This is a genomic window from Micromonospora sp. CA-240977 (assembly GCF_050942285.1).
GTDB lineage: Bacteria > Actinomycetota > Actinomycetes > Mycobacteriales > Micromonosporaceae > Micromonospora.
In genome coordinates this window covers 2,643,780-2,663,022 of sequence record NZ_CP192055.1, presented here as the reverse complement: position 1 = coordinate 2,663,022, position 19,243 = coordinate 2,643,780, and the positions used below count along the sequence as shown (strand labels likewise).

At 71.4% G+C, this 19,243-nt stretch carries 16 protein-coding genes; 4 read left to right on the top strand and 12 right to left on the bottom strand.

Translation table 11 applies throughout. The features are described from left to right. Positions 1 to 47: 47 nt before the first annotated feature. Together hisS and ACQPWW_RS12320 are read right to left on the bottom strand one after the other, a co-directional pair. Entirely contained in the window at positions 48 to 1,376 is a 1,329-nt protein-coding gene (gene hisS, locus ACQPWW_RS12325; protein ID WP_433132210.1) for a histidine--tRNA ligase, read from the bottom strand. A 72-nt stretch (positions 1,377 to 1,448) separates the two neighbouring features. Then, positions 1,449 to 2,159, bottom strand: coding sequence for an MBL fold metallo-hydrolase (locus ACQPWW_RS12320; RefSeq protein ID WP_433132208.1), 711 nt, complete (start codon positions 2,157 to 2,159; stop codon positions 1,449 to 1,451). A gap of 269 nt (positions 2,160 to 2,428) precedes the next feature. Between ACQPWW_RS12320 and ACQPWW_RS12315 the strand changes: the two genes are divergently transcribed. Next, a complete protein-coding gene (locus tag ACQPWW_RS12315) occupies positions 2,429 to 3,301 on the top strand; it encodes a peptidylprolyl isomerase (RefSeq protein ID WP_433132206.1) in 873 nt (290 codons plus the stop codon). A gap of 61 nt (positions 3,302 to 3,362) precedes the next feature. Further along, positions 3,363 to 4,202 (top strand): peptidylprolyl isomerase, encoded by an 840-nt coding sequence (locus ACQPWW_RS12310; RefSeq protein ID WP_433132204.1) that lies wholly within the window; start codon positions 3,363 to 3,365, stop codon positions 4,200 to 4,202. 63 nt (positions 4,203 to 4,265) lie between these two features. Here ACQPWW_RS12310 and ACQPWW_RS12305 read toward each other — a convergent pair whose 3' ends face one another. From ACQPWW_RS12305 to ruvC, 8 genes are all read right to left on the bottom strand, one after another. Further along, complete coding sequence (locus ACQPWW_RS12305) at positions 4,266 to 6,785, bottom strand: RelA/SpoT family protein (protein ID WP_433132202.1); 2,520 nt, start codon at positions 6,783 to 6,785, stop codon at positions 4,266 to 4,268. Between the two features lie 198 nt (positions 6,786 to 6,983). Continuing rightward, positions 6,984 to 7,550, bottom strand: a complete 567-nt coding sequence (locus tag ACQPWW_RS12300) for an adenine phosphoribosyltransferase (protein ID WP_433132200.1) — start codon at positions 7,548 to 7,550, stop codon at positions 6,984 to 6,986. A gap of 88 nt (positions 7,551 to 7,638) precedes the next feature. Then, positions 7,639 to 8,826: a protein translocase subunit SecF gene (gene secF, locus ACQPWW_RS12295; RefSeq protein ID WP_433132198.1), complete on the bottom strand. Its 1,188-nt coding sequence runs from the start codon at positions 8,824 to 8,826 to the stop codon at positions 7,639 to 7,641. A 1-nt stretch (position 8,827) separates the two neighbouring features. Beyond that, entirely contained in the window at positions 8,828 to 10,735 is a 1,908-nt protein-coding gene (gene secD, locus ACQPWW_RS12290; protein ID WP_433132196.1) for a protein translocase subunit SecD, read from the bottom strand. Positions 10,736 to 11,014: 279 nt separating this feature from the next. Further along, positions 11,015 to 11,302 carry a preprotein translocase subunit YajC gene (gene yajC / locus ACQPWW_RS12285; protein ID WP_433134293.1) on the bottom strand — a complete coding sequence of 96 codons (288 nt, stop codon included), beginning with the start codon at positions 11,300 to 11,302 and terminating at the stop codon, positions 11,015 to 11,017. 191 nt (positions 11,303 to 11,493) lie between these two features. Next, positions 11,494 to 12,561, bottom strand: a complete 1,068-nt coding sequence (gene ruvB / locus ACQPWW_RS12280; RefSeq protein ID WP_433132194.1) for a Holliday junction branch migration DNA helicase RuvB — start codon at positions 12,559 to 12,561, stop codon at positions 11,494 to 11,496. A 28-nt stretch (positions 12,562 to 12,589) separates the two neighbouring features. Continuing rightward, positions 12,590 to 13,192 carry a Holliday junction branch migration protein RuvA gene (gene ruvA, locus ACQPWW_RS12275; RefSeq protein WP_357818178.1) on the bottom strand — a complete coding sequence of 201 codons (603 nt, stop codon included), beginning with the start codon at positions 13,190 to 13,192 and terminating at the stop codon, positions 12,590 to 12,592. Beyond that, the gene (gene ruvC, locus ACQPWW_RS12270; RefSeq protein ID WP_433132191.1) at positions 13,189 to 13,716 is read right to left on the bottom strand and encodes a crossover junction endodeoxyribonuclease RuvC; all 528 of its coding nucleotides are present in this window, start codon (positions 13,714 to 13,716) and stop codon (positions 13,189 to 13,191) included. The genes ruvA and ruvC overlap by 4 nt, the downstream gene beginning before the upstream one ends. 550 nt (positions 13,717 to 14,266) lie before the next feature. Here ruvC and ACQPWW_RS12265 point away from each other — a divergent pair. Both ACQPWW_RS12265 and ACQPWW_RS12260 read left to right on the top strand, forming a co-directional pair. After that, positions 14,267 to 15,049 (top strand): 3-hydroxybutyrate dehydrogenase, encoded by a 783-nt coding sequence (locus ACQPWW_RS12265; protein WP_433132189.1) that lies wholly within the window; start codon positions 14,267 to 14,269, stop codon positions 15,047 to 15,049. Between the two features lie 14 nt (positions 15,050 to 15,063). After that, complete coding sequence (locus tag ACQPWW_RS12260) at positions 15,064 to 16,983, top strand: helix-turn-helix domain-containing protein (RefSeq protein ID WP_433132187.1); 1,920 nt, start codon at positions 15,064 to 15,066, stop codon at positions 16,981 to 16,983. Positions 16,984 to 16,995: 12 nt separating this feature from the next. On the opposite strand, the gene ACQPWW_RS12255 is transcribed toward ACQPWW_RS12260, so the two are convergent. Beyond that, on the bottom strand, positions 16,996 to 17,604 hold the full coding sequence (locus tag ACQPWW_RS12255; protein ID WP_433132185.1) for a TetR/AcrR family transcriptional regulator: 609 nt from the start codon (positions 17,602 to 17,604) through the stop codon (positions 16,996 to 16,998). Between the two features lie 11 nt (positions 17,605 to 17,615). Further along, positions 17,616 to 19,184 carry an MFS transporter gene (locus tag ACQPWW_RS12250; RefSeq protein ID WP_433132183.1) on the bottom strand — a complete coding sequence of 523 codons (1,569 nt, stop codon included), beginning with the start codon at positions 19,182 to 19,184 and terminating at the stop codon, positions 17,616 to 17,618. Positions 19,185 to 19,243 lie beyond the last annotated feature (59 nt).

The following is a 19,243-nucleotide window of genomic DNA, read 5'->3' as shown; positions in this document are numbered from 1 at the left end:
CTTACGCTACCGTAGGTCCCCGCGGCCATGAGCGCCAGTGGTGGGAGTCAGCTGACCGTCGGCCGGAGGTCCTCCAGGGGTGGCATCCACTCCTGCGCACCGGCCGTCACCTGCGTACCGGACCGGATGTCCTTCACCTCGTCCGGCGCTCCGTCGACGCCCGGGAACCAGACGTACGGAATGCCGCGCCGCTCGGCGTAGCGGATCTGCTTGCCGAACTTCGCCGCGCTCGGCGACACCTCGGTCGGCACCGCACGCCGCCGCAGCGCCTCGGCCACCCGGTTGCTGGCCGTCCGCTGCTCCTCGCTCGTCACCGCGACGAGCACGGCGGTCGGCACCTCTCGGGACACCGACAGCTCCCCCGCGCCGAAGAGCAACCCGAGCAGCCGGGTCACCCCGATCGAGATCCCCACCCCGGGGTACGAGACGGCGCCGGCGGTGGCCAGGTTGTCGTACCGGCCGCCGGAGCAGATCGAGCCGAACCGCTCGTAGCCGCGCAGTTGGGTCTCGTAGACGGTGCCGGTGTAGTAATCCAGGCCACGGGCGATGCGCAGGTCCGCCACGCAGAGGCCGGGCGAGTGCTCGGCGGCGGTGTCCACCACCCGGACCAGCTCGTCGACGCCCTCGTCGAGCAGCGGGTCGCTCACCCCGAGCGCGCGGACGGCGTCGGCGAACGAGGCGTCCGGCGCGGAGATCTCGGCCAACGCCAGGCACGCCTTGGCCTGCGCCTCGCTCGCCCCGGCGGTCTGGGCCAGCAGGTCGGCCACCTTCGCCGGGCCGATCTTGTCGAGCTTGTCCACCGCGCGCAGCGCCGCCTCCGGGTCGGTCACCCCGATGCCCCGAAAGAAGCCCTCCCAGATCTTGCGGTTGTTGACCTGGATCGTCACCGGCGGAATCGGCAACGAGCGCAGCGCGTCGCCGATGACCAGCGGCATCTCCGCCTCGTGGTGCGGGGCCAGGGTGTCCCGGTCGACGATGTCGATGTCCGCCTGCACGAACTCCCGGTAGCGCCCCTCCTGCGGCCGCTCCCCCCGCCACACCTTCTGGATCTGGTAGCGGCGGAACGGGAACGCCAGCTTGCCGGCGTTCTCCAGCACGTAGCGGGCGAACGGCACGGTCAGGTCGAAGTGCAGGCCGAGCTGGTCGTCACCGCCCGCGCCCTCGGCGTCGGCGTGCAGCCGCCGGATCACGTAGACCTCCTTCGAGGTCTCGCCCTTGCGCAGCAACTGGTCCAACGGCTCCACCGCGCGGGTCTCCAGCGGCGCGAAGCCGTACAACTCGAACGTGTCCCGGATCTTGCCGAGCACGAACTGCTCGATCATCCGCTGACCGGGGGTCCACTCCGGGAAGCCGGAGATGGGCGTGGGCTTGCTCATCGGCGTACTCCTTGCGGTGCCGCGCCCACGGCGCGGTGGTGTCGTGGGTCCGCGCGCGGCGCGGACGAAGATCTAGAGGCCCCGGGTGGGAGCGGCCGGCGACGTGCCGGCCACCTCGATGAGGTACGGGTTGCTGGCGCGCTCGCGGCCGATGGTGGTGCTGGGGCCGTGGCCGGGCAGCACGACCGTGTCGTCGGCCAGCGGGAGAACCTTGTCGCGCAGGCTGGTGAGCATGGCCGGCATGCTCCCGCCCGGCAGGTCGGTGCGGCCGATCGACCCGGCGAAGAGGACGTCGCCGGACAGGCAGATCTCGTCCGCCTCCCAGCCCGAGCCCGCGCCGGGCAGCCGGAACAGCACCGACCCGCCGGTATGGCCCGGGGCGTGGTCGACGGCGATCTCCAGGCCGGCGAGGGTGAGGGTGGCGCCGTCGGTCAACTCGGCCACGTCGTCCGGCTCGGTGTAGCTCAGCCGGCCGCCGAAGAGCGACTTCAGGTCGGCGGAGAGGCCCTTGGCCGGGTCGGCCAGCATCTCCCGGTCACCGGGGTGCACGTACGCGGTGATGCCCCGCGCACCGCACACCGGCGCGACCGAGAAGGTGTGGTCGAGGTGGCCGTGGGTGAGCAGCACGGCGGCCGGATGCAGGCGGTGCTCGGCGAGCAGGGCGTCGAGCTGGTCGAGCACCCCGATGCCGGGATCGACCACCACGCACTGCTCCCCCGGCGCGGTGGCAACCACGTAGCAGTTGGTGCCGAAGGCGTCCGCGGGAAAGCCGGCCACGAGCACTGGCGCTGTCCTTTCGTCGAACGGCTGTCGTCCTGTCCAGCAGCCTAACGGGCGTACCGAGCGAGTTTGCCGCGTCCGTCCCGCGCGCCCCGCGGGGCACAGTGACAACGCCCGATAAGCGCTGCTCGGAACGGGGTGGACCTCGTACACCACTTTCCCAGTCACTAGCCGTACACTCTGGCGGGCGTGTGGCGCGGCACACGTGACGCCCGGACGGGCCGGGACGCCCGGCCGCCGGCGGCAACCAGGTAGAGGAAAGGGGAGCACGGGTGGCTTCCAGCAGGGACCGGCAGCGCAAACTGGCGCGGGCCAAGCTCGACCGGCAATTGGCTCGCCGGGCCGCCGCCACGCGGCGGCGTCGGCAGATCCAGGCCGGTGTCGGCGCCGCCCTGATCCTGGTGCTGGTCGTGGCCGGCTCCGCCTGGGCGCTCGGGGCGTTCGACTCCGACTCGAAGCAGAACACGGCAAACGAGGACACCTGCCTCTGGACGCCGCAGGACGCGTCGGCAAACACCAACCTCAAGGACGTCGGCACGCCGGAGAGCAAGGGTCTGCCCACCGAGGGCACCCGGGCGATGACGGTGACGACCAACCAGGGCGGGCCGATCACCGCGGAGCTCAGCCTGACCAACTCGCCGTGTGCGGCGGCGAGCATCGCGCACCTCGCGAGCCGGTCGTTCTACGACAACACCAAGTGCCACGAGATCACCGCCGACGGCGCGCTGCGCTGCGGCGACCCGAGCGGCACCGGCCTGGGCGGGCCGACCTACTCGTTCTACGACGAGGAGCTGCCGACCGTTCCGTCGGCCAGTCCGGCGCCCGGCCAGCCGCCGACGTACCCGAAGGGCACCGTGGCGATGATCGCCAACCCGCCGGGCAGCAACGGCAGCCAGTTCCTGATCTTCTTCAAGGACTTCACCACCGCGGAGCCGAAGTATCCGGTGATCGGCCGGGTGACCGGCGGGCTGGACGTGGTGGAAAAGATCGGTGCCCTCCCGACCGTGGACAATGGGACCGGGGCAAAGGTCAAGCCCAGCACCGACGTGACGATCCAGAGCCTCACCGTCGGTGAGCCGGTCACCGCGGCGGCACCGGCGCCGTCGGCCTCCGGCGCGCCGTCCAGCAGCCCCAGCGCCGGCTGACCGGCCGCCACCACCCACACCCAAGCGGCACCCAGCAGCAGACAGCCAGGAGGATCCAGGCGTGACGTCCACCAGAGAGCGGCAGCGCGCGGCGGCACGCGCCCGGCTCGAGAAGGAGATGGCCGAGCGCGCGGCCAAGGCCCGCAAGCGCCGGCAGACGCAGGCGATCGTCAGCGCGGCTGCCGCGCTGGTGCTCGTGGTCGCCGGCACCGTCTGGCTGGCGATGAGCCTCGGCGGCGACGACGACAAGAAGGACACCGCAGCGCCGGCGGCCGGCGCGTCGGAGTGCGCGTTCAACGCGCTGCCCAAGGAGCAGCGGCCCCCGCAGATCAAGGACGTCGGGGTGCCGAGCAACGAGCAGTCCGCCAAGGGCGTGCAGACCATGACGATCGACACCAACCTGGGCCCGATCACGGCCAAGGTCGACAGGTCGCAGGTGCCGTGCACGGCCGGCAGCTTCAGCTACCTCGCGGAGAAGAACTTCTTCGACAACACCAAGTGCCACCGCCTCGTGACCGAGGGCATCAAGGTGTTGCAGTGCGGTGACCCCAGCGCCACCGGCAACGGCTGGCGGGACACCGACGGTCAGGGCGGCCCGAGCTACCGCATGGCCGAGGAGAACCTGCCCACCGACAAGCGCCCGCCGTACCCGGAGGGTGTCATCGCGATGGCCAACTCCGGCCAGCCGGGCAGCACCGGCAGCCAGTTCTTCATCGTCTACGGCGACTCGCCGCTGGACCCGGCGTACACGGTGCTGGGCACCGTCACCGGCGGCCTGGACATCGTCAAGGACGTGGCCAAGGCCGGCGACGACGGGGCGTTCGCCCAGCAGGCCGGCGGTGGCCACCCGAAGAAGGAGGTCATCATCAAGGACCTCGCGATGAGCCCACCGCAGGGCTGACACCCGCACCGACGAAGCGCCCGCCGGCTGAGCCGGCGGGCGCTGTCGTGTCCGGGGTACGCGTCAGGCGCCGGAGGTGACCCGGTACGCGTCGAAGACGCCGTCCACCTTGCGGACCGTGGCCAGCAGGTGGCCCAGGTGCTTCGGGTCGGCCATCTCGAAGCTGAACCGGCTCACCGCCACCCGGTCGCGGGTGGTGGTGACGGTGGCGGAGAGGATGTTGACCCGCTCGTCGGAGAGCACCCGGGTGACGTCGGCCAGCAGCTTGTGCCGGTCCAGTGCCTCGACCTGGATGGCGACCAGGAAGGTCGAGGCGGAGGTGAGCTTCCAACTCACCTCGACCACCCGTTCGCTCTGGGCCCGCAGGTCCTCGGCGTTGGCGCAGTCGTCGCGGTGCACGCTCACGCCGCCGGAGCGGGTGACGAAACCGAACACCGAGTCCGGTGGGACCGGGGTGCAGCAGCGAGCCAGCTTGATCCAGACGTCGCTGACGCCCCGGACCACGACACCGGGGTCGTTGCTGCTCTGCCGGCTGCGCGGTGGCCGGGTGGCGACGGCGGTCTCGGCGATGTCCTCCGCCGCACCCTCCTCGCCGCCGTACGCGGCCATCAGCTTCTGCACCACCGACTGGGCGGAGACCTGGCTGTCACCGACCGCCGCGTAGAGCGAGGCCACGTCGGCCAGGTGCAGGTCCCGCGCGATCGACATGAGCGCGTCGGAGGTGAGCATCCGCTGCAACGGCATGCCCTGCTTGCGCATCGCCTTGACGATCGCGTCCTTGCCGGCCTCGATCGCCTCCTCGCGCCGCTCCTTGTTGAAGTACTGGCGGATCTTCGTGCGCGCCCGCGGGCTCTTGACGAAGCCCAGCCAGTCCTGGGTCGGGCCGGCGGTCTCGGACTTCGAGGTGAAGATCTCGATCACGTCGCCGTTGGACAGCGTCGACTCCAACGGCACCAGCTTGCCGTTGACCCGCGCCCCGATGCACTTGTGCCCCACCTCGGTGTGCACCGCGTACGCGAAGTCCACAGGCGTCGACCCGGTCGGCAGCGGGATGACGTCACCCTTGGGGGTGAAGACGTACACCTCCTGGCTGGACAGGTCGAAGCGCAGCGCGTCCAGGAACTCGCTCGGGTCGGCCGCCTCCCGCTGCCAGTCCAGCAACTGCCGCAGCCAGGTCATCTCGTCGATGTGCGCCGGTGGGCCGACGATCTGGGTGCCCTTGTGCTCCTTGTACTTCCAGTGCGCGGCGATGCCGAACTCCGCGGTGCGGTGCATCGCGTACGTGCGGATCTGCATCTCCACCGGCTTGCCGGTGGGCCCGATGACAGTCGTGTGCAACGACTGGTACATGTTGAACTTGGGCATCGCGATGTAGTCCTTGAACCGGCCCGGCACCGGCTGCCAGTTGGCGTGGATAACCCCCAACGCCGCGTAGCAGTCGCGAACCGTGTCGACGAGGATCCGCACGCCCACCAGGTCGTAGATGTCGTTGAAGTCACGACCGCGCACGATCATCTTCTGGTAGATCGAGTAGAGGTGCTTCGGCCGCCCGGTGGTCTCCGCCTTGATCTTGGCGGCCTTCAGGTCGGTCTGCACCTTCTGCGTCACCTGCCGCAGCAGCGCCTCGCGCTGTGGCTGGTGCTCCCCGATCAGCCGGTTGATCTCCTCGTAGCGCTTCGGGAACAACGTGCCGAAGGACAGGTCCTCCAGCTCCCACTTGATCGTGTTCATACCGAGCCGGTGCGCCAGCGGCGCCAGGATCTCCAGCGTCTCCTTGGCCTTCTGCTCCTGCTTGGGGCGGGGCAGGAAGGTCAGGGTGCGCATGTTGTGCAACCGGTCGGCCAGCTTGATCACCAGCACCCGCGGGTCCTTGGCCATCGCCACGACCATCTTGCGGATCGTCTCGGCCTTGGCCGCGTCACCCAGCTTGACCTTGTCCAGCTTCGTGACGCCGTCGACAAGCAGGGCGACCTCGCCGCCGAAGTCGGCGCGCATCGCGTCGAGGGTGTATTCGGTGTCCTCGATGGTGTCGTGCAGCAGCGCGGCGACAAGCGTGGTGGTGTCCATCCCCAGGTTGCCGAGGATGGTCGCCACCGCGAGCGGGTGGGTGATGTACGGGTCACCGGACTTGCGGTACTGCCCGGAGTGCCACCGCGCGGCCGTGTCGAAGGCGCGCTGGAGCAGCCGGGCGTCGGCCTTGGGGTGGTTGTCCCGGTGGCTCGCGATGAGCGGCTCCAGCACCTCGCTGACCTGGGAGGTCTGCCAGGGCGCGTTGAACCGGGCCAGCCGCGCCCGCACCCGCCGCCCGGTGGGCGCGTTGGACAGCCCGAAGCCACCGGTCGGCGACGGGTCGACGCCGGCGTCGCTCGGGAACGGCACCACCACCCCGTCGGCACCGGGGGACGCCTGGACGCTCGGCGGACCACCGGCCGGCCGTGCGCTCTCGCCGGCAGCCCGGTCAGAGCCGCTGCCGGTGCCCGTCACCCGGGCTGGCGCGTCGCCTGCCCGGTCGGTCACCGTGCCGTCAGCGTCGCCTGTCGGGTGCACCGTGCCCTCCGCCGGAGGGACGACATCGTGGGACACCGGCCTCCTCACCGCTCGCCGGGAAACACCTGCCGAACAATCGGCCGGCCTGGTCTCGCGCCACCGGAGGACGTGCCGCCGGCGTCAGCAATGGGCAATGCTACCCGCACGCACGGTCCGCTGCCGCTCCGCCGGACGGTCGGCGCAGGCTCCGCCCGACGAGTCTGCCATCAAACGGTCAGTCCGGCACCGACCGGATCACACACTCAGCAGGGCATGGACGGGACGCGGTTCCAGCCGCTTGCGCCCACCCAGGAAGCCGAGCTCCAGCAGCACGGTGAAGCCGGTGACGGTCCCGCCGGCCCGCTCGACCAGGTCCAGCGTCGCCTCGGCGGTGCCGCCGGTCGCCAGCACGTCGTCGACCACCAGCACCCGGTGCCCGGCGGTGAAGGCGTCCTCGTGCACCTCGAGGGTGGCCTCGCCGTATTCGAGCGCGTAGGAGACCGAGTGCGCCGGTCGGGGCAGCTTGCCGGCCTTACGGACCGGCACCACGCCCACCCCCGCCGCGTACGCGACGGCCGCGGCGACGACGAACCCGCGCGCCTCGATGCCGACCACCACGTCGAAGGCGTCCCGACCGTGGTACGCGACGATCCCGTCGGTCACCTCCCGGAACGCCTTACCGTCGGCGAACAGCGGCATCAGGTCCTTGAACATGACGCCGGGCTTGGGGAAGTCGGGCACGTCCAGCACCCGGCTGGCGACCAGTCGGGCGGCCTCCGGGCCGCTGTCCCCGCGCGCCGCGGTGCTGTGGGTCTCCGTCACGGCTGTTTCGCATCCCTTCGACGACGACGGCGTCCGGCAGTGCTGCTCGCACAGCATGCCGGACGCCGTTCGGTTGTTTCGTGGCGGGTCAGCGCCGCTTGGCGCCACCCGGCCGGTTGCCGCCGGCACCGGGGCGACCACCCCGCGTGCCGGTCGGCCGCTTACCCGCCGGACGGGCGCCCACCTTGGGCGCGGCGCCGGCCAGCGCGGCAGCGTCCGGGTCGAGTGTCTCCTCGGTCGCCTGAACCGGGCTCACGGCACCCCTGCCGGTGACCTCGCCACGGGCGATCGCGCCCCGCCGGGCCAGGACGCGCTTGTTGTGCGCCTGGATCCGCGGGTCGTAGTTCTTCAGCAGGGCCAGCAGCGGCGTGGCCACCAGGATGGAGGTCAGGAACGCCACCGCCATACCGACGAACAGCACCAGGCCGAGGTCCTTCAACGTGCCGGCGCCGAGCAGGCCGGCACCGATGAACAGCAGACCGCCGACCGGCAGCAGGGCGACCACCGAGGTGTTCAACGACCGCATCAGGCTCTGGTTGACGGCCAGGTTGGCCGCGTCGCCGTACGTCTGGTTGTTGTTGGCGGTGATGCCGCGGGTGTTCTCCTGGACCTTGTCGAAGACCACCACCACGTCGTAGAGCGCGAAGCCCAGGATCGTGAGGAAGCCGATGATCGTCGACGGCGTGACCTCGAAGCCGACAAGCGAGTAGATGCCCGCGGTGAGGATCAGGTTCGTGAACAGCGACGCGACCGCCGCGACGGCCATCCGCCACTCGAAGCGCAGGATCAGGTAGACCATCACCAGCGCGATGAAGATGACAAGGCCGAGCAGGGCCCGGTCGGTCACCTGGGCGCCCCACGCCTCGCTGACCTGGTTGCTGCTGATCTGATCCGGGTTGATCCCGAAGTCCTTGGCGATCCGGGCCTCGACAGCGTTGGCCTGCTCGACGTCGAGCTGCGCGGTACGCAGCTCGTACGAGTCGCCCCCGGTCCCGCCGACCTCCTGCGCGGTGGCCACCTCGATGCCGGTGTTCTCGGCCGCGAGAGCGGAGTTGACCTCCCGCTCGGCGTCGTCCAGGGAGCCGACACTGGCCGGCACCTGGAACGAGCTGCCGCCCGCGAACTCGATGCCGAGGCTGAAACCACGCAGCCCGAAGCTGAGCAGCGCGATCAGGATCAGGACCCCGGCGACGCCGAACCAGAGCTTGCGGCGGCCGACGACGTTGAGACCGGCCTCGCCGTTGTAGAGGCGGCTCGCCAGACCGTTTTCAGCCATCTCAGGCCTCCTTGGCGCGCGGGTTGCGGGGCTGAGTCTGCTGGCTGCGGGCCGGCAGTGCCCGGCCCAGGCCGCTGACCCGCGGGGACAGGAACGCCCGGGTCCGGGCGAACATCGTCATGATCGGGTGCCGGAAGAGGAAGACCACGACCAGGTCCAGCACGGTGGCCAGACCGAGGGCGAAGGCGAAACCCTTGACCGTGCCGACCGAGACCACGTAGAGCACCACCGCGGAGAGCAGCGTGATCGCGTTGGCCGAGATGATCGTGCGGCGAGCCCGCATCCAGGCGCGGGGCACCGCGCTGCGCGGGCTGCGCCCCTCCCGGATCTCGTCCTTCAACCGTTCGAAGTAGATGACGAACGAGTCCGCCGCCACACCGAGCGAGACGATCATGCCGGCGATACCGGCGAGGGTGAGCGTGAAGCCGATCTGCCGGCCGAGCACCACCAGCGCGCCGAAGACCAGCAACGCGGAGAGGATCAGGCTCAGGAAGATCACCGAGCCGAGCAGCCGGTAGTAGAAGAACGCGTAGATGATGACCAGCAGCATGCCGATGCCGGCCGCGAGCAGACCGGCGCGCAGGTGGCTGGCACCCAGCGTGGCGGTGACGTTCTGCCGTTCCTGCTGCTCGAAGGTCACCGGCAGCGCGCCGAAGCGCAGCTGGCTGGCGAGCGTGCTGGCGTCCTTCTGGGTGAAGCTGCCGGTGATCTGGGAGTTGCCGGTGAGCACGCCCTGGATCTCCGGGGAGGAGACGATCAGGTTGTCCAGCACGACCGCCACCCGGCACTTGCCGTCCTGACCGAGCGCGCTGGCGTCGCAGGCCTGGCCCTCGTTGGTGAACGCCTCGCGGGTCAGGGCGGTCCACTTGCCCTGGCCGTCGCCGTTGAAGTCGAGGCTGACCACCCAGGCGTTTGTCTGGTCGAGCACCGCGTCGGCGTCGGACACGTCGGTGCCGAGCACCTTGGCCTGGTCGAGCAGGTACTTCGAGGCGCCGCCCTCGCAGGAGACCGCCTGCTGCTTCGGGTCGGAGATCGACGCGGGCGGGCGCTTGTCGAGCTGTGTGCAACCGATCGTCGGCACGTTGAACTGCATCTGCGCCGGCAGCACGGCGACCTCGCGCGGCGACAGCGTGCCGAACGGCTTGAGCTTGTCGGCAAGCGACGGGTCGGCGGCCAGGTCGGCCGGGGCCTGCAAACCGTTGGCGGCCTGCCAGGCGGCGGCGCCGACCTTCTGCTCGACGGCCTTGCGCTGCTCCTCGACGCTGGCCGGCACCGGCTCCGCGCTGGCACTGGCACTGGCGCTGGGCGTGGCGCTCGCCGAGGCGGACGCGGACGGCGTCGGGGTGGCGCTGGGCGCCGGGGCCATCCCGCCCTGACCGCCGCTGGGCGACGAGGTCACCTTCGGCGCGCCGCTGCCCGACGGGGTCGGGGTGGCGCCGCCGGACGGGGCCGGGCTGGCACTGCCGGACGGGGTGGGCGCTGCCGGTGGCGGCACGGCGGCCGTCCCGCTGCCGTCGGCGCCCTTGAGCACCTTGCGGAAGCGCAGCTCGGCCGCGCTACCCACGTCGGTGAGGTCCCGGTTCTCACCGGGCAGGGAGATGACGATGTTCTTGTTGCCCTCGGTGACCACCTCGGCCTCGGCCACGCCGAAGGCGTTGACCCGGCTCTCGATGATCTGGCGGGCCTCCTCGAGGTTCTCCGCCGTCGGAGGCTTGCCGTCGAGGCTGTTTGTCGCCTCCAGCGTCACCCGGGTGCCGCCGATCAGGTCCAGGCCGAGCCGAGGCTCGAGCCGGTCCTGGAAGCTGCCCTTGGCGCCGGAGAAGAACACCAGAAGATAGAGGACGACGAAGATGAACCCGAGCACGGCGAGCTGCCGCCCGGGGCGCATCTGTCCCTGAGGTGGTGCCACGGCTGTCCTGTCTCCCTGTGCGGTCGCGCCGCTGCGCGCAGCGGCTGCGGTGTCGGGCCGGGGGTCCCGGCTGACGGGTCTGACCTGAGCCGACGAGATGCCGACACGTGGCCCCGGACCCGCCGGCGCGGAACGCCGATGGTGACGGGAACGTGCCGACGCCCGGCGTCGACCCAACTATCCAGTTTTCACGTCTGGTCCGCTGCCCCGTCGGGCGCGGTGGCCCGGAAGCCGGTCGACCGGCCGTACGCCGGACTCGCCATCCCCCGGGAGCAGGGGTCAATCCTTGACGGTGTCCGCGTCCTCGCTGATCGGCTCGCTCGGCAGCTCCGCGCGGGTGACCACCCGGGCGATGGCGGGCCGGGCGTAGCGGGTCTGCACGCCCGGGGCGACCTCGATCAGGACGGTGTCGTCCTCAATGCCGGTGACCGTGCCGTAGAGCCCGCCGATGGTGACGACCTCGTCGCCCGGGCCGAGCCCGGACTGCATCGCCTCTGCCTCACGGCGGCGCTTCTGCTGGGGTCGGATCATCATGAAATACATGACACCGAAGAGCAGGACGATCATCAGGATCGGCGTGATACCGCCGGCCCCGCCACCCGCTGCTGCGTAATGCACGGTTACTGAACCTTCCCATTGACCACCTGCCCGGCACCTGGATGCCGGAGCGGAGGCGGATTCTCACGTCCTGTAGAGACCGCGGCGAAGTCTAAACCCTGCACCTGAGAACACCGAATGCGGCACAGATCACGTTCACATCACGGCTGATCGGTATCCAAGGAGAACAGATCGGGCACAGGCGGACTATCCATCCCAAAGGTACCATTCGGTGGGGTGCGCCCCAGATGCCGCCAGGCGCCCTCGGTGGCCACCCGCCCCCGCGGCGTACGGGCCAACAGACCGGCGCGGACCAGGAACGGCTCGCAGACCTCCTCGACGGTGTCCGGCTGCTCCCCCACCGCCACGGCGAGGGTGGACAGACCCACCGGGCCGCCCCGGAACGAGTCGACCAACGCGGTAAGCACCGCACGGTCCAGACGGTCCAACCCGAGCGCGTCCACGTCGTACACGATCAGCGCGGCACGGGCGGTGTCGACATCGACCACCCCGTCGGCCCGCACCTCGGCGTAGTCGCGGACCCGGCGCAACAGCCGGTTGGCGATCCGGGGCGTGCCCCGAGAGCGACCGGCGATCTCCGTCGCGCCCTCCGCGGTGATCGGCACGCCGAGGATCCGCGCCGAACGGTGCAGCAGCGTCTCCAGATCCGCCGGCGAGTAGAAGTCGAGGTGGGCGACGAAACCGAACCGGTCCCGCATCGGCCCGGTCAACAGACCCGAACGGGTCGTCGCGCCGACCAGGGTGAACGGCTCGACATCCAGCGGGATCGCCGTCGCCCCCGGCCCCTTGCCGACCACCACGTCGACCCGGAAGTCCTCCATCGCGCTGTAGAGCAGCTCCTCGGCCGGACGCGCGATGCGATGGATCTCGTCGATGAAGAGCACATCGCCCTCGGCGAGACTGGTCAGGATCGCCGCCAGATCCCCGGAACGCTCGATCGCCGGGCCACTTGTCACCCGGATGCCCGCGCCCAACTCGGCGGCGACGATGTTGGCCAGACTCGTCTTGCCCAGGCCGGGCGGGCCGGAGAGAAGGATGTGATCCGGCGGCGACCCCCGCCGCATCGCGCCCTGCAACAACAGGTCGAGTTGGTCACGCACCCGGTCCTGGGCGATGAACTCGGCCAACCGCCGCGGCCGGACCGTGGCCTCCGCGTCCCGGTCCGCGTCACTGACGTACGCCGAGACGAGCCCCTCGGTCTCGCTCACCGGGCTGCCTCCCGTCGCCGCCAGGCGTTCATCGGGTCCGACCCAGCAGGCGGATGGCCTGCTTGAGCAGGACCGGCACCGGCGGCGTCTCGCCCTCGATCGTCTCCGCCACCGCGGCCACCGCCTGATCGGCCTGACCAGCCGTCCAACCCAGCCCGACCAGCGCCTGCCGAACCTGGTCGGGCCAGCTGCCGCGGGTCACCCCGGTCACGCCGTCGGCGCCGATCGGCACCGGGCCGATCCGGTCGCGCAGCTCCAGCACCAGACGCTCGGCGCCCTTCTTGCCGATCCCCGGCACCCGGGTCAACGCGGCAGTGTCAGCGTTGGCGATCGCCTTGCGCACCGCGTCCGGGCTGTGCACGGCGAGCACCGCCTGGGCCAGTCGCGGGCCCACCCCGCTGGCGGTCTGCAGCAACTCGAACAGCGACTTGGCGTCGTCGTCGGCGAAGCCGTACAAAGTCAGCGAATCTTCCCGCACGATCAGGCTGGTGGCGAGCCGGGCGACCTGGCCGACCCGCAGCTCCGCGAGGGTCCCCGGGGCGCAGTGCACAGCGAGGCCGACACCGCCGACCTCGATCACGGCCTGATCCGGACCCGTCGCGGTCACCGTGCCGCGCACGCTGGCGATCATCGTGCTCCTCCTCGTCGTACCCGGTCGGCCGCCGCGGCCAGCTTGGAGCGGGTCCCGCCCCGCCACACGTGGCAGATGGCCAGGGCGAGCGCGTCGGCGGCGTCGGCCGGCTTCGGCGGCTCGGCCAGGCGCAACAGCCGGGTCACCATCGCGGTCATCTGCGCCTTGTCAGCCTGACCGGACCCGGTCACGGCCGCCTTCACCTCGCTCGGGGTGTACGTCTGCACCGGCAGTCCGGCACGCGCCCCGGCCAGCACGGCGACGCCGCTGGCCTGCGCGGTGCCCATCACCGTCCGCACGTTGTGCTGGCTGAACACCCGCTCGACGGCGACGCTCTCCGGCCGATGCTCGGCAACCAGCTCGGTCAGCGACCGGTCCAGGTGCAACAGGCGCAGCGACAGGTCGTCGGCCGGGTCGGTGTAGACCACGTAGTAGGCGATCAGAGTGCAGGGACGCCCCGGCACACCCTCGACCACACCCACCCCACACCGGGTCAGCCCCGGGTCAACCCCCAGCACCCGCACGCCGCCCCCTCCCCAGCCGTCAGCAGTACGTGTGTTCGACACCCTAACCGGCGCCCTTCCCACCAGCCCCACGGGACACGCCCTCCCCCGCCCCACGCCCACACGTCCCGCGCCAAGATCTACGCAACTTCCCGGATGTTGCTGCCTCCGCCACGCGGGAGACAGCAACATCCCTGATATTGCGCGGATCTTGACGACGAACACCACGCTCGACCGGGCGGGAGCGAAGGTGCGGGGCGTCAGCGCCAAGATCGCGCTCGAACCAGGTTGTAGTGGCCACGAAGCGCCGGGACACCACTACATCCTGGATGCTGCGCGATCTTGCCGCGCGAGGAGCGGCGGGGCGAGAACGAGGACCACCGCGCACGGCCGGGCGGGAGCAGGGGACGGCCGCGCACGACAGGGACAGACATGGGGACGCCGGCCCACGACCGGGCCGGGAGCGCGGACGACCGCGCACCACCGGACGGCTGAGCCACACAGCTTTGGTGCGGAGTATGTGTCGCCGGCCCATGTGCCGGGAAGCACACAGCTCGTAACTTCTTGCGCCATGACGGCAGAACCCGTGGCGGTCCCCCACGTCGTACAGGTCGACCTCGCCGGTCGGACCGCCCTGGTCACCGGGGGCGGTAGCGGCATCGGGCGGGCGTGCGCCCTGCGACTGGGCGCGGCCGGCGCCATGGTGCTCGTGGTGGATCGCAACCTGGAGGCGGCCCGGGCGGTGGCGGCCGAGGTCGGCGGCCGGGCCGAGGGTGTGGACCTGTCCGACGCCGCGGCGGTGGACCGGCTCGACGTGGACGTGGACATCGTGGTGAACAACGCCGGCCTTCAGCACGTCGCGCCGGTGCAGGATTTTCCCGTCGAGCGTTTCGAGTACATCCAGCGGGTGATGGTGGAGGCGCCGTTCCTGCTGATCCGCCGAGCGCTGCCGCACATGTACGCCCGGGGCTGGGGTCGGATCGTCAACATCTCCTCGGTGCACGGGTTGCGCGCCTCGCCGTACAAGGCGGCCTACGTGTCGGCCAAACACGCCCTGGAGGGGCTGTCGAAGGTGGTGGCACTGGAGGGCGCCGTGCACGGGGTGACCGCCAACTGCATCAACCCGGCGTACGTGCGCACGGCGCTGGTGGAGAGCCAGATCGCCGACCAGGCGGCCAGCCACGGCATCGACGAGACCGAGGTGATCGAGAAGATCATGCTGGCTCGGGCGGCGATCAAGCGGCTGATCGAACCGGAGGAGGTAGCCGAGCTGTTGGCGTACCTCTGCTCGCCGCCGGCGGCGTTCATCACCGGCGCGTCGATCGCCCTCGACGGGGGCTGGACGGCCAACTAGTGGGGCTGAGCACAATGTCGACCATGTCATCGCCTGTGGAGTTCCTGGAACTGCTCGCCCGCGAGGCCGCGGCGGTCGAGTTCGAGGGACCGCTGGTGGCCGCGCGGGCCGCGGGGCTGCCGCCGGAGCGGCTGGCCGAGCTGGAGCAGGCCAAGTCGGTGGCATTGCGGGTCCGCGCGCTGCTGGAGCGCCGGCGCCGCCGGGAGACCGAGCTGTCCGGCCTGTACGACACGGTCAGTGACCTGGCCGGGCTGCGTGACCTGGACGACGTGCTCCGGGCGATCGTGCACCGGGCCCGCAACCTGCTCGGCGCGGACGTGGCCTACATGACGCTCAACGACGACGAGCGCGGCGACACCTACATGCGGGTGACCGACGGGTCGGTCTCGGCCCGCTTCCAGCGGCTGCGGCTGCCGATGGGGGCCGGCCTGGGCGGTCTGGTGGCCCAGTCCGGCGCGCCGTACGTCACCGCCAACTACGGCGAGGACGCGCGCTTCCACCACACCGGTGAGATCGACGCCGGCGTGGGCGAGGAGGGCCTGGTGGCGATCCTCGGGGTGCCGCTGCGGCTCGGTTCCACCTCGATCGGTGTGCTCTACGCGGCCAACCGTTCGGCCCGGCCGTTCGTCCGGGAGGAAGTGGCGCTGCTGGTCTCGCTCGCCGCGCACGCCGCGGTGGCGATCGACACCGCCCGGCTGCTCACCGAGACCCGCTCGGCGCTTGCCGAGTTGTCGGCGGCGAACACCACCATCCGGGCGCACAGCAGCTCGGTGGAGCGGGCCGCGGCGGCACACGACCGGATGACGGCGCTGGTGTTGCGCGGTGGCGGCGTGGAGGACGTGGCGGCGGCGGTGACCGAGGTGCTGGGTGGCGCGCTGCTGGCGCTGGACGCCGAGGGCCGCCTGCTGGCCCGGGTGGGTGAGATCGACGAGCCGGACCGGGCGGACATCGTCGAGGCGGTGGCGGCGTCGCGCACCGAGGGTCGCAGCGTGCGCCGCAGCCCGCTCTGGTACGCGGCGGTGGTGGCGGGCGCGGAGAACCTGGGCGCCCTGGTGCTGCGTCCGGACGACGAGTTGGTCGACGCCGACCAGCGCATCCTGGAGCGGGCCGCGCTGGTGACCGCGCTGCTGCTGCTGTTCCGCCGGACGGTCGCCGAGGCGGAGGGGCGGGTCCGCGGCGAGCTGCTGGACGACCTGATCGCCCGGCCGCTGCGCGACACCGACGCGTTGCGCAGCCGGGCCCGGCGGCTCGGGGTGGACCTGGACGCCCCACACGTGCTGGTGGCGGTGGGCGACGACGCGATCGCCGCGACCGGCTCGGCCCGACAGCGGGTGCTCTCCTGGGCCACCACGTACGCCTCGGCGCGCGGCGGGCTGGCCGCGGCGCGCGACGGTCGGGTGGTGCTGATGCTCCCGGGGCTGGACGCGGGCGGCAGTGCCCGTGCGGTTGCCCGGGACCTGTCCCGGGTGACCGGCCGTCCGGTGACCGCCGGGGCGAGCGGCCCGTCGAACGGGCCGGCGGCGCTGGCCGGGACGTTCCACGAGGCGGACCGGTGCCTGACGGCGCTTGGCGCGTTGGGCCGGGCCGGGCAGGGGGCGAGCACCGCCGAGCTGGGCTTCGTCGGGCTGCTGCTGGGCACTGTCGGTGACCGGGGCGAGAAGGACGTGGCGGAGTTTCTCCGCACCACCGTCGGGCCGGTGGTCGACTACGACGCCCGGCGGGGCACGGCTCTGGTGAAGACGCTGGAGGCGTACTTCGGGGTGGGTGGCAGTCTGGCCCGCGCCGCCGAGCGGTTGCACGTGCACGTGAACACGGTGACCCAGCGGTTGGAACGGGTCGGGCAACTGCTCGGCGCGGACTGGCAGCGGCCCGAGCGGGCGTTGGAGGTGCAGCTCGCGCTGCGTCTGCACCGGCTGCGCGCACCGGCCGGCTGACCAGCGTCCGGCTCAGCGGACCTGGATGCCCTCCAGCACGGCGTCGACGACCCGTTCGGGCAGGGTCTGCTCGTCCAGGTCCGGGTTCCACTGGAGCACCCGCTGGATCAGCATCGGCCCGGTGAGCAGCGCCATCGTCACCTCGACGTCGATGTCGGCCCGGAGCACGCCCTCGTCGATGCCGCGCCGCAGCACCTCACGCATCAGCTGCCGCCGGGGCGAGATGATGTTCTGGTAGAGCTGGAACTGGTCCGCGCTGCGGTTCACCGCGGGCGCCAGACAGGGCATGATCTTGGCCGCGCGCGGGTCGACGTTCTTGCCGATCGCGCCGACCAGCAGCACCAGGTCGTCGCGGATGGAGTGCCCGGCCGGCTGGGCCATGACGCCCTTGAGCCGACGTAGCGCGTCCAGCAGCAGGGCGTCCTTGCCAGCCCAGCGGCGGTAGATGGTGGCCTTGCCGACCCCGGCGCGGGCGGCGATCGCCTCGATCGAGAGCGCCTCGATGGTGCTGCCCTCGGCGAGCAGGTCGAGGGTTGCCTCGATGATCGCCTCGTCGGCGCGGATGCTCCGCGGTCGCCCGGGCGACCGCGGAGCATCGGCGGTGGACGTCATGTCCGACATTCTTCCCGCACCTATGCCGTGCCGGCCAACTCGGGCTCGGCGACCGGGGCCGCCGGGGCGACGCTGGTCTCCTCCCGACCCGGCATCCAGCGCAGCACCACGATGATCCCGAGCGCGGCGATCACCGCGGAGAGCCCGGCCGCCCAGTGCATGGCGGTGACGAAGGCGTCGTTGGCCGCCGAGATCAGCGTCGGCGCCGCCGGGCCGAGCTGGCCCGCCGCCGCGTACGCCCCGGAGATGGACTCGTTGGCCGCGTCGCGGGCCTGCGTGGGCAGGCCGGTCAGCGCGTCACCGATGTCGCTGCGGTAGACCGCGGAGAGCACCGAGCCGAGGACGGCGACGCCGAGCGCGCCGGCCACCTGGCGGATGGTGTTGCTGACCGCGGAGCCCACGCCGGCCTTCTCCCGGGGCAGCGCCGACATGATCGACTCGGTGGCGGGCGGCATGATGTTGGCCATCCCGGCGCCCTGGATGAGGAAGACGAGCAGCACGACCCAGATCGGGGTGGAGGCGCCGATGAAGACGAAGGCGCCGAGTGACACCACGGTCAGCGCCAGCCCGACGGTGGCGACGGCCTTGCCGCCGTAGCGGCGGACCATCGCGGCGCTGCGCGGCGCGAAGACCAGCTGGGCGCCGGCGAAGGGCAGGAAGAGCAGACCGGTCTGCAACGGGCTGTAGTCGCGCACGAGCTGCAGGTAGAACGAGCCGAAGAACATCGAGCCCATCGCGGCGAAGAACACCAGGCCGACGATGGCGACCGGCGCGGCGAAGTGGGGCACCTTGAACAGCCGGACGTCCAGCGACGGGTGGTCGCTGCGCCGCTCGTGCTGCACGAACCAGGCGAGCACCGCGATGCCGACCAGGATCGAGCCCCAGGCCGTCAGGCGGTCGAAGCCGTGCTCGCCGCCGTCGATGATGCCGTAGGAGAGGGCCACCAGACCGACAACGGAGAGCAGCACGCCGAGCACGTCGACCCGGCCCGGTCGCGGGTCACGCGACTCGGGGACCAGCAGCCCCACCAGCACCACGCCGGCGACGACCACCGGCACGTTGATCAGGAAGACGGAGCCCCACCAGAAGTGCTCCAGCAGCGCGCCGCCGAGGATCGGGCCGATGGCCACGGCGAGACCGACGGCGCCGGCCCAGACCCCGATGGCCCGACCACGCTCGCGCGGGTCGAAGACATTGGAGATGATCGACAGCGTCACCGGCATGATGGCCGCGCCGCCGACCCCCATCAGGGCCCGGGCCGCGATGAGCTGGGCGGGGCTGTCAGCGTACGCGGAGAGCAGCGACGCCAGGCCGAACAGCACCAGGCCGACCATCAGGAAGCGCTTGCGGCCGGCGCGGTCGCCGAGCACCCCGAAGGTGAACAGCAGCCCGGCGAAGACCAGCGTGTAGGAGTTGATGGACCACTCCAGCTCGCCCTGGCTGGCGCCGAGGCCGTGCACCGGGTCGGCCAGGGTGCGCAGGGCGACGTTCAGGATCGTGTTGTCGAGGACGACCACGAGGAGGCTGATCACCAGCACCCCCAGGATCGCCCACCTCCTCGGGTGTCCGGTGTTGTTGTGCAGCTCCATGCCTGGATTTCCCCCCACGCTTCACCCGCGACGCAATACGATACGGGTCAGACTCGTAA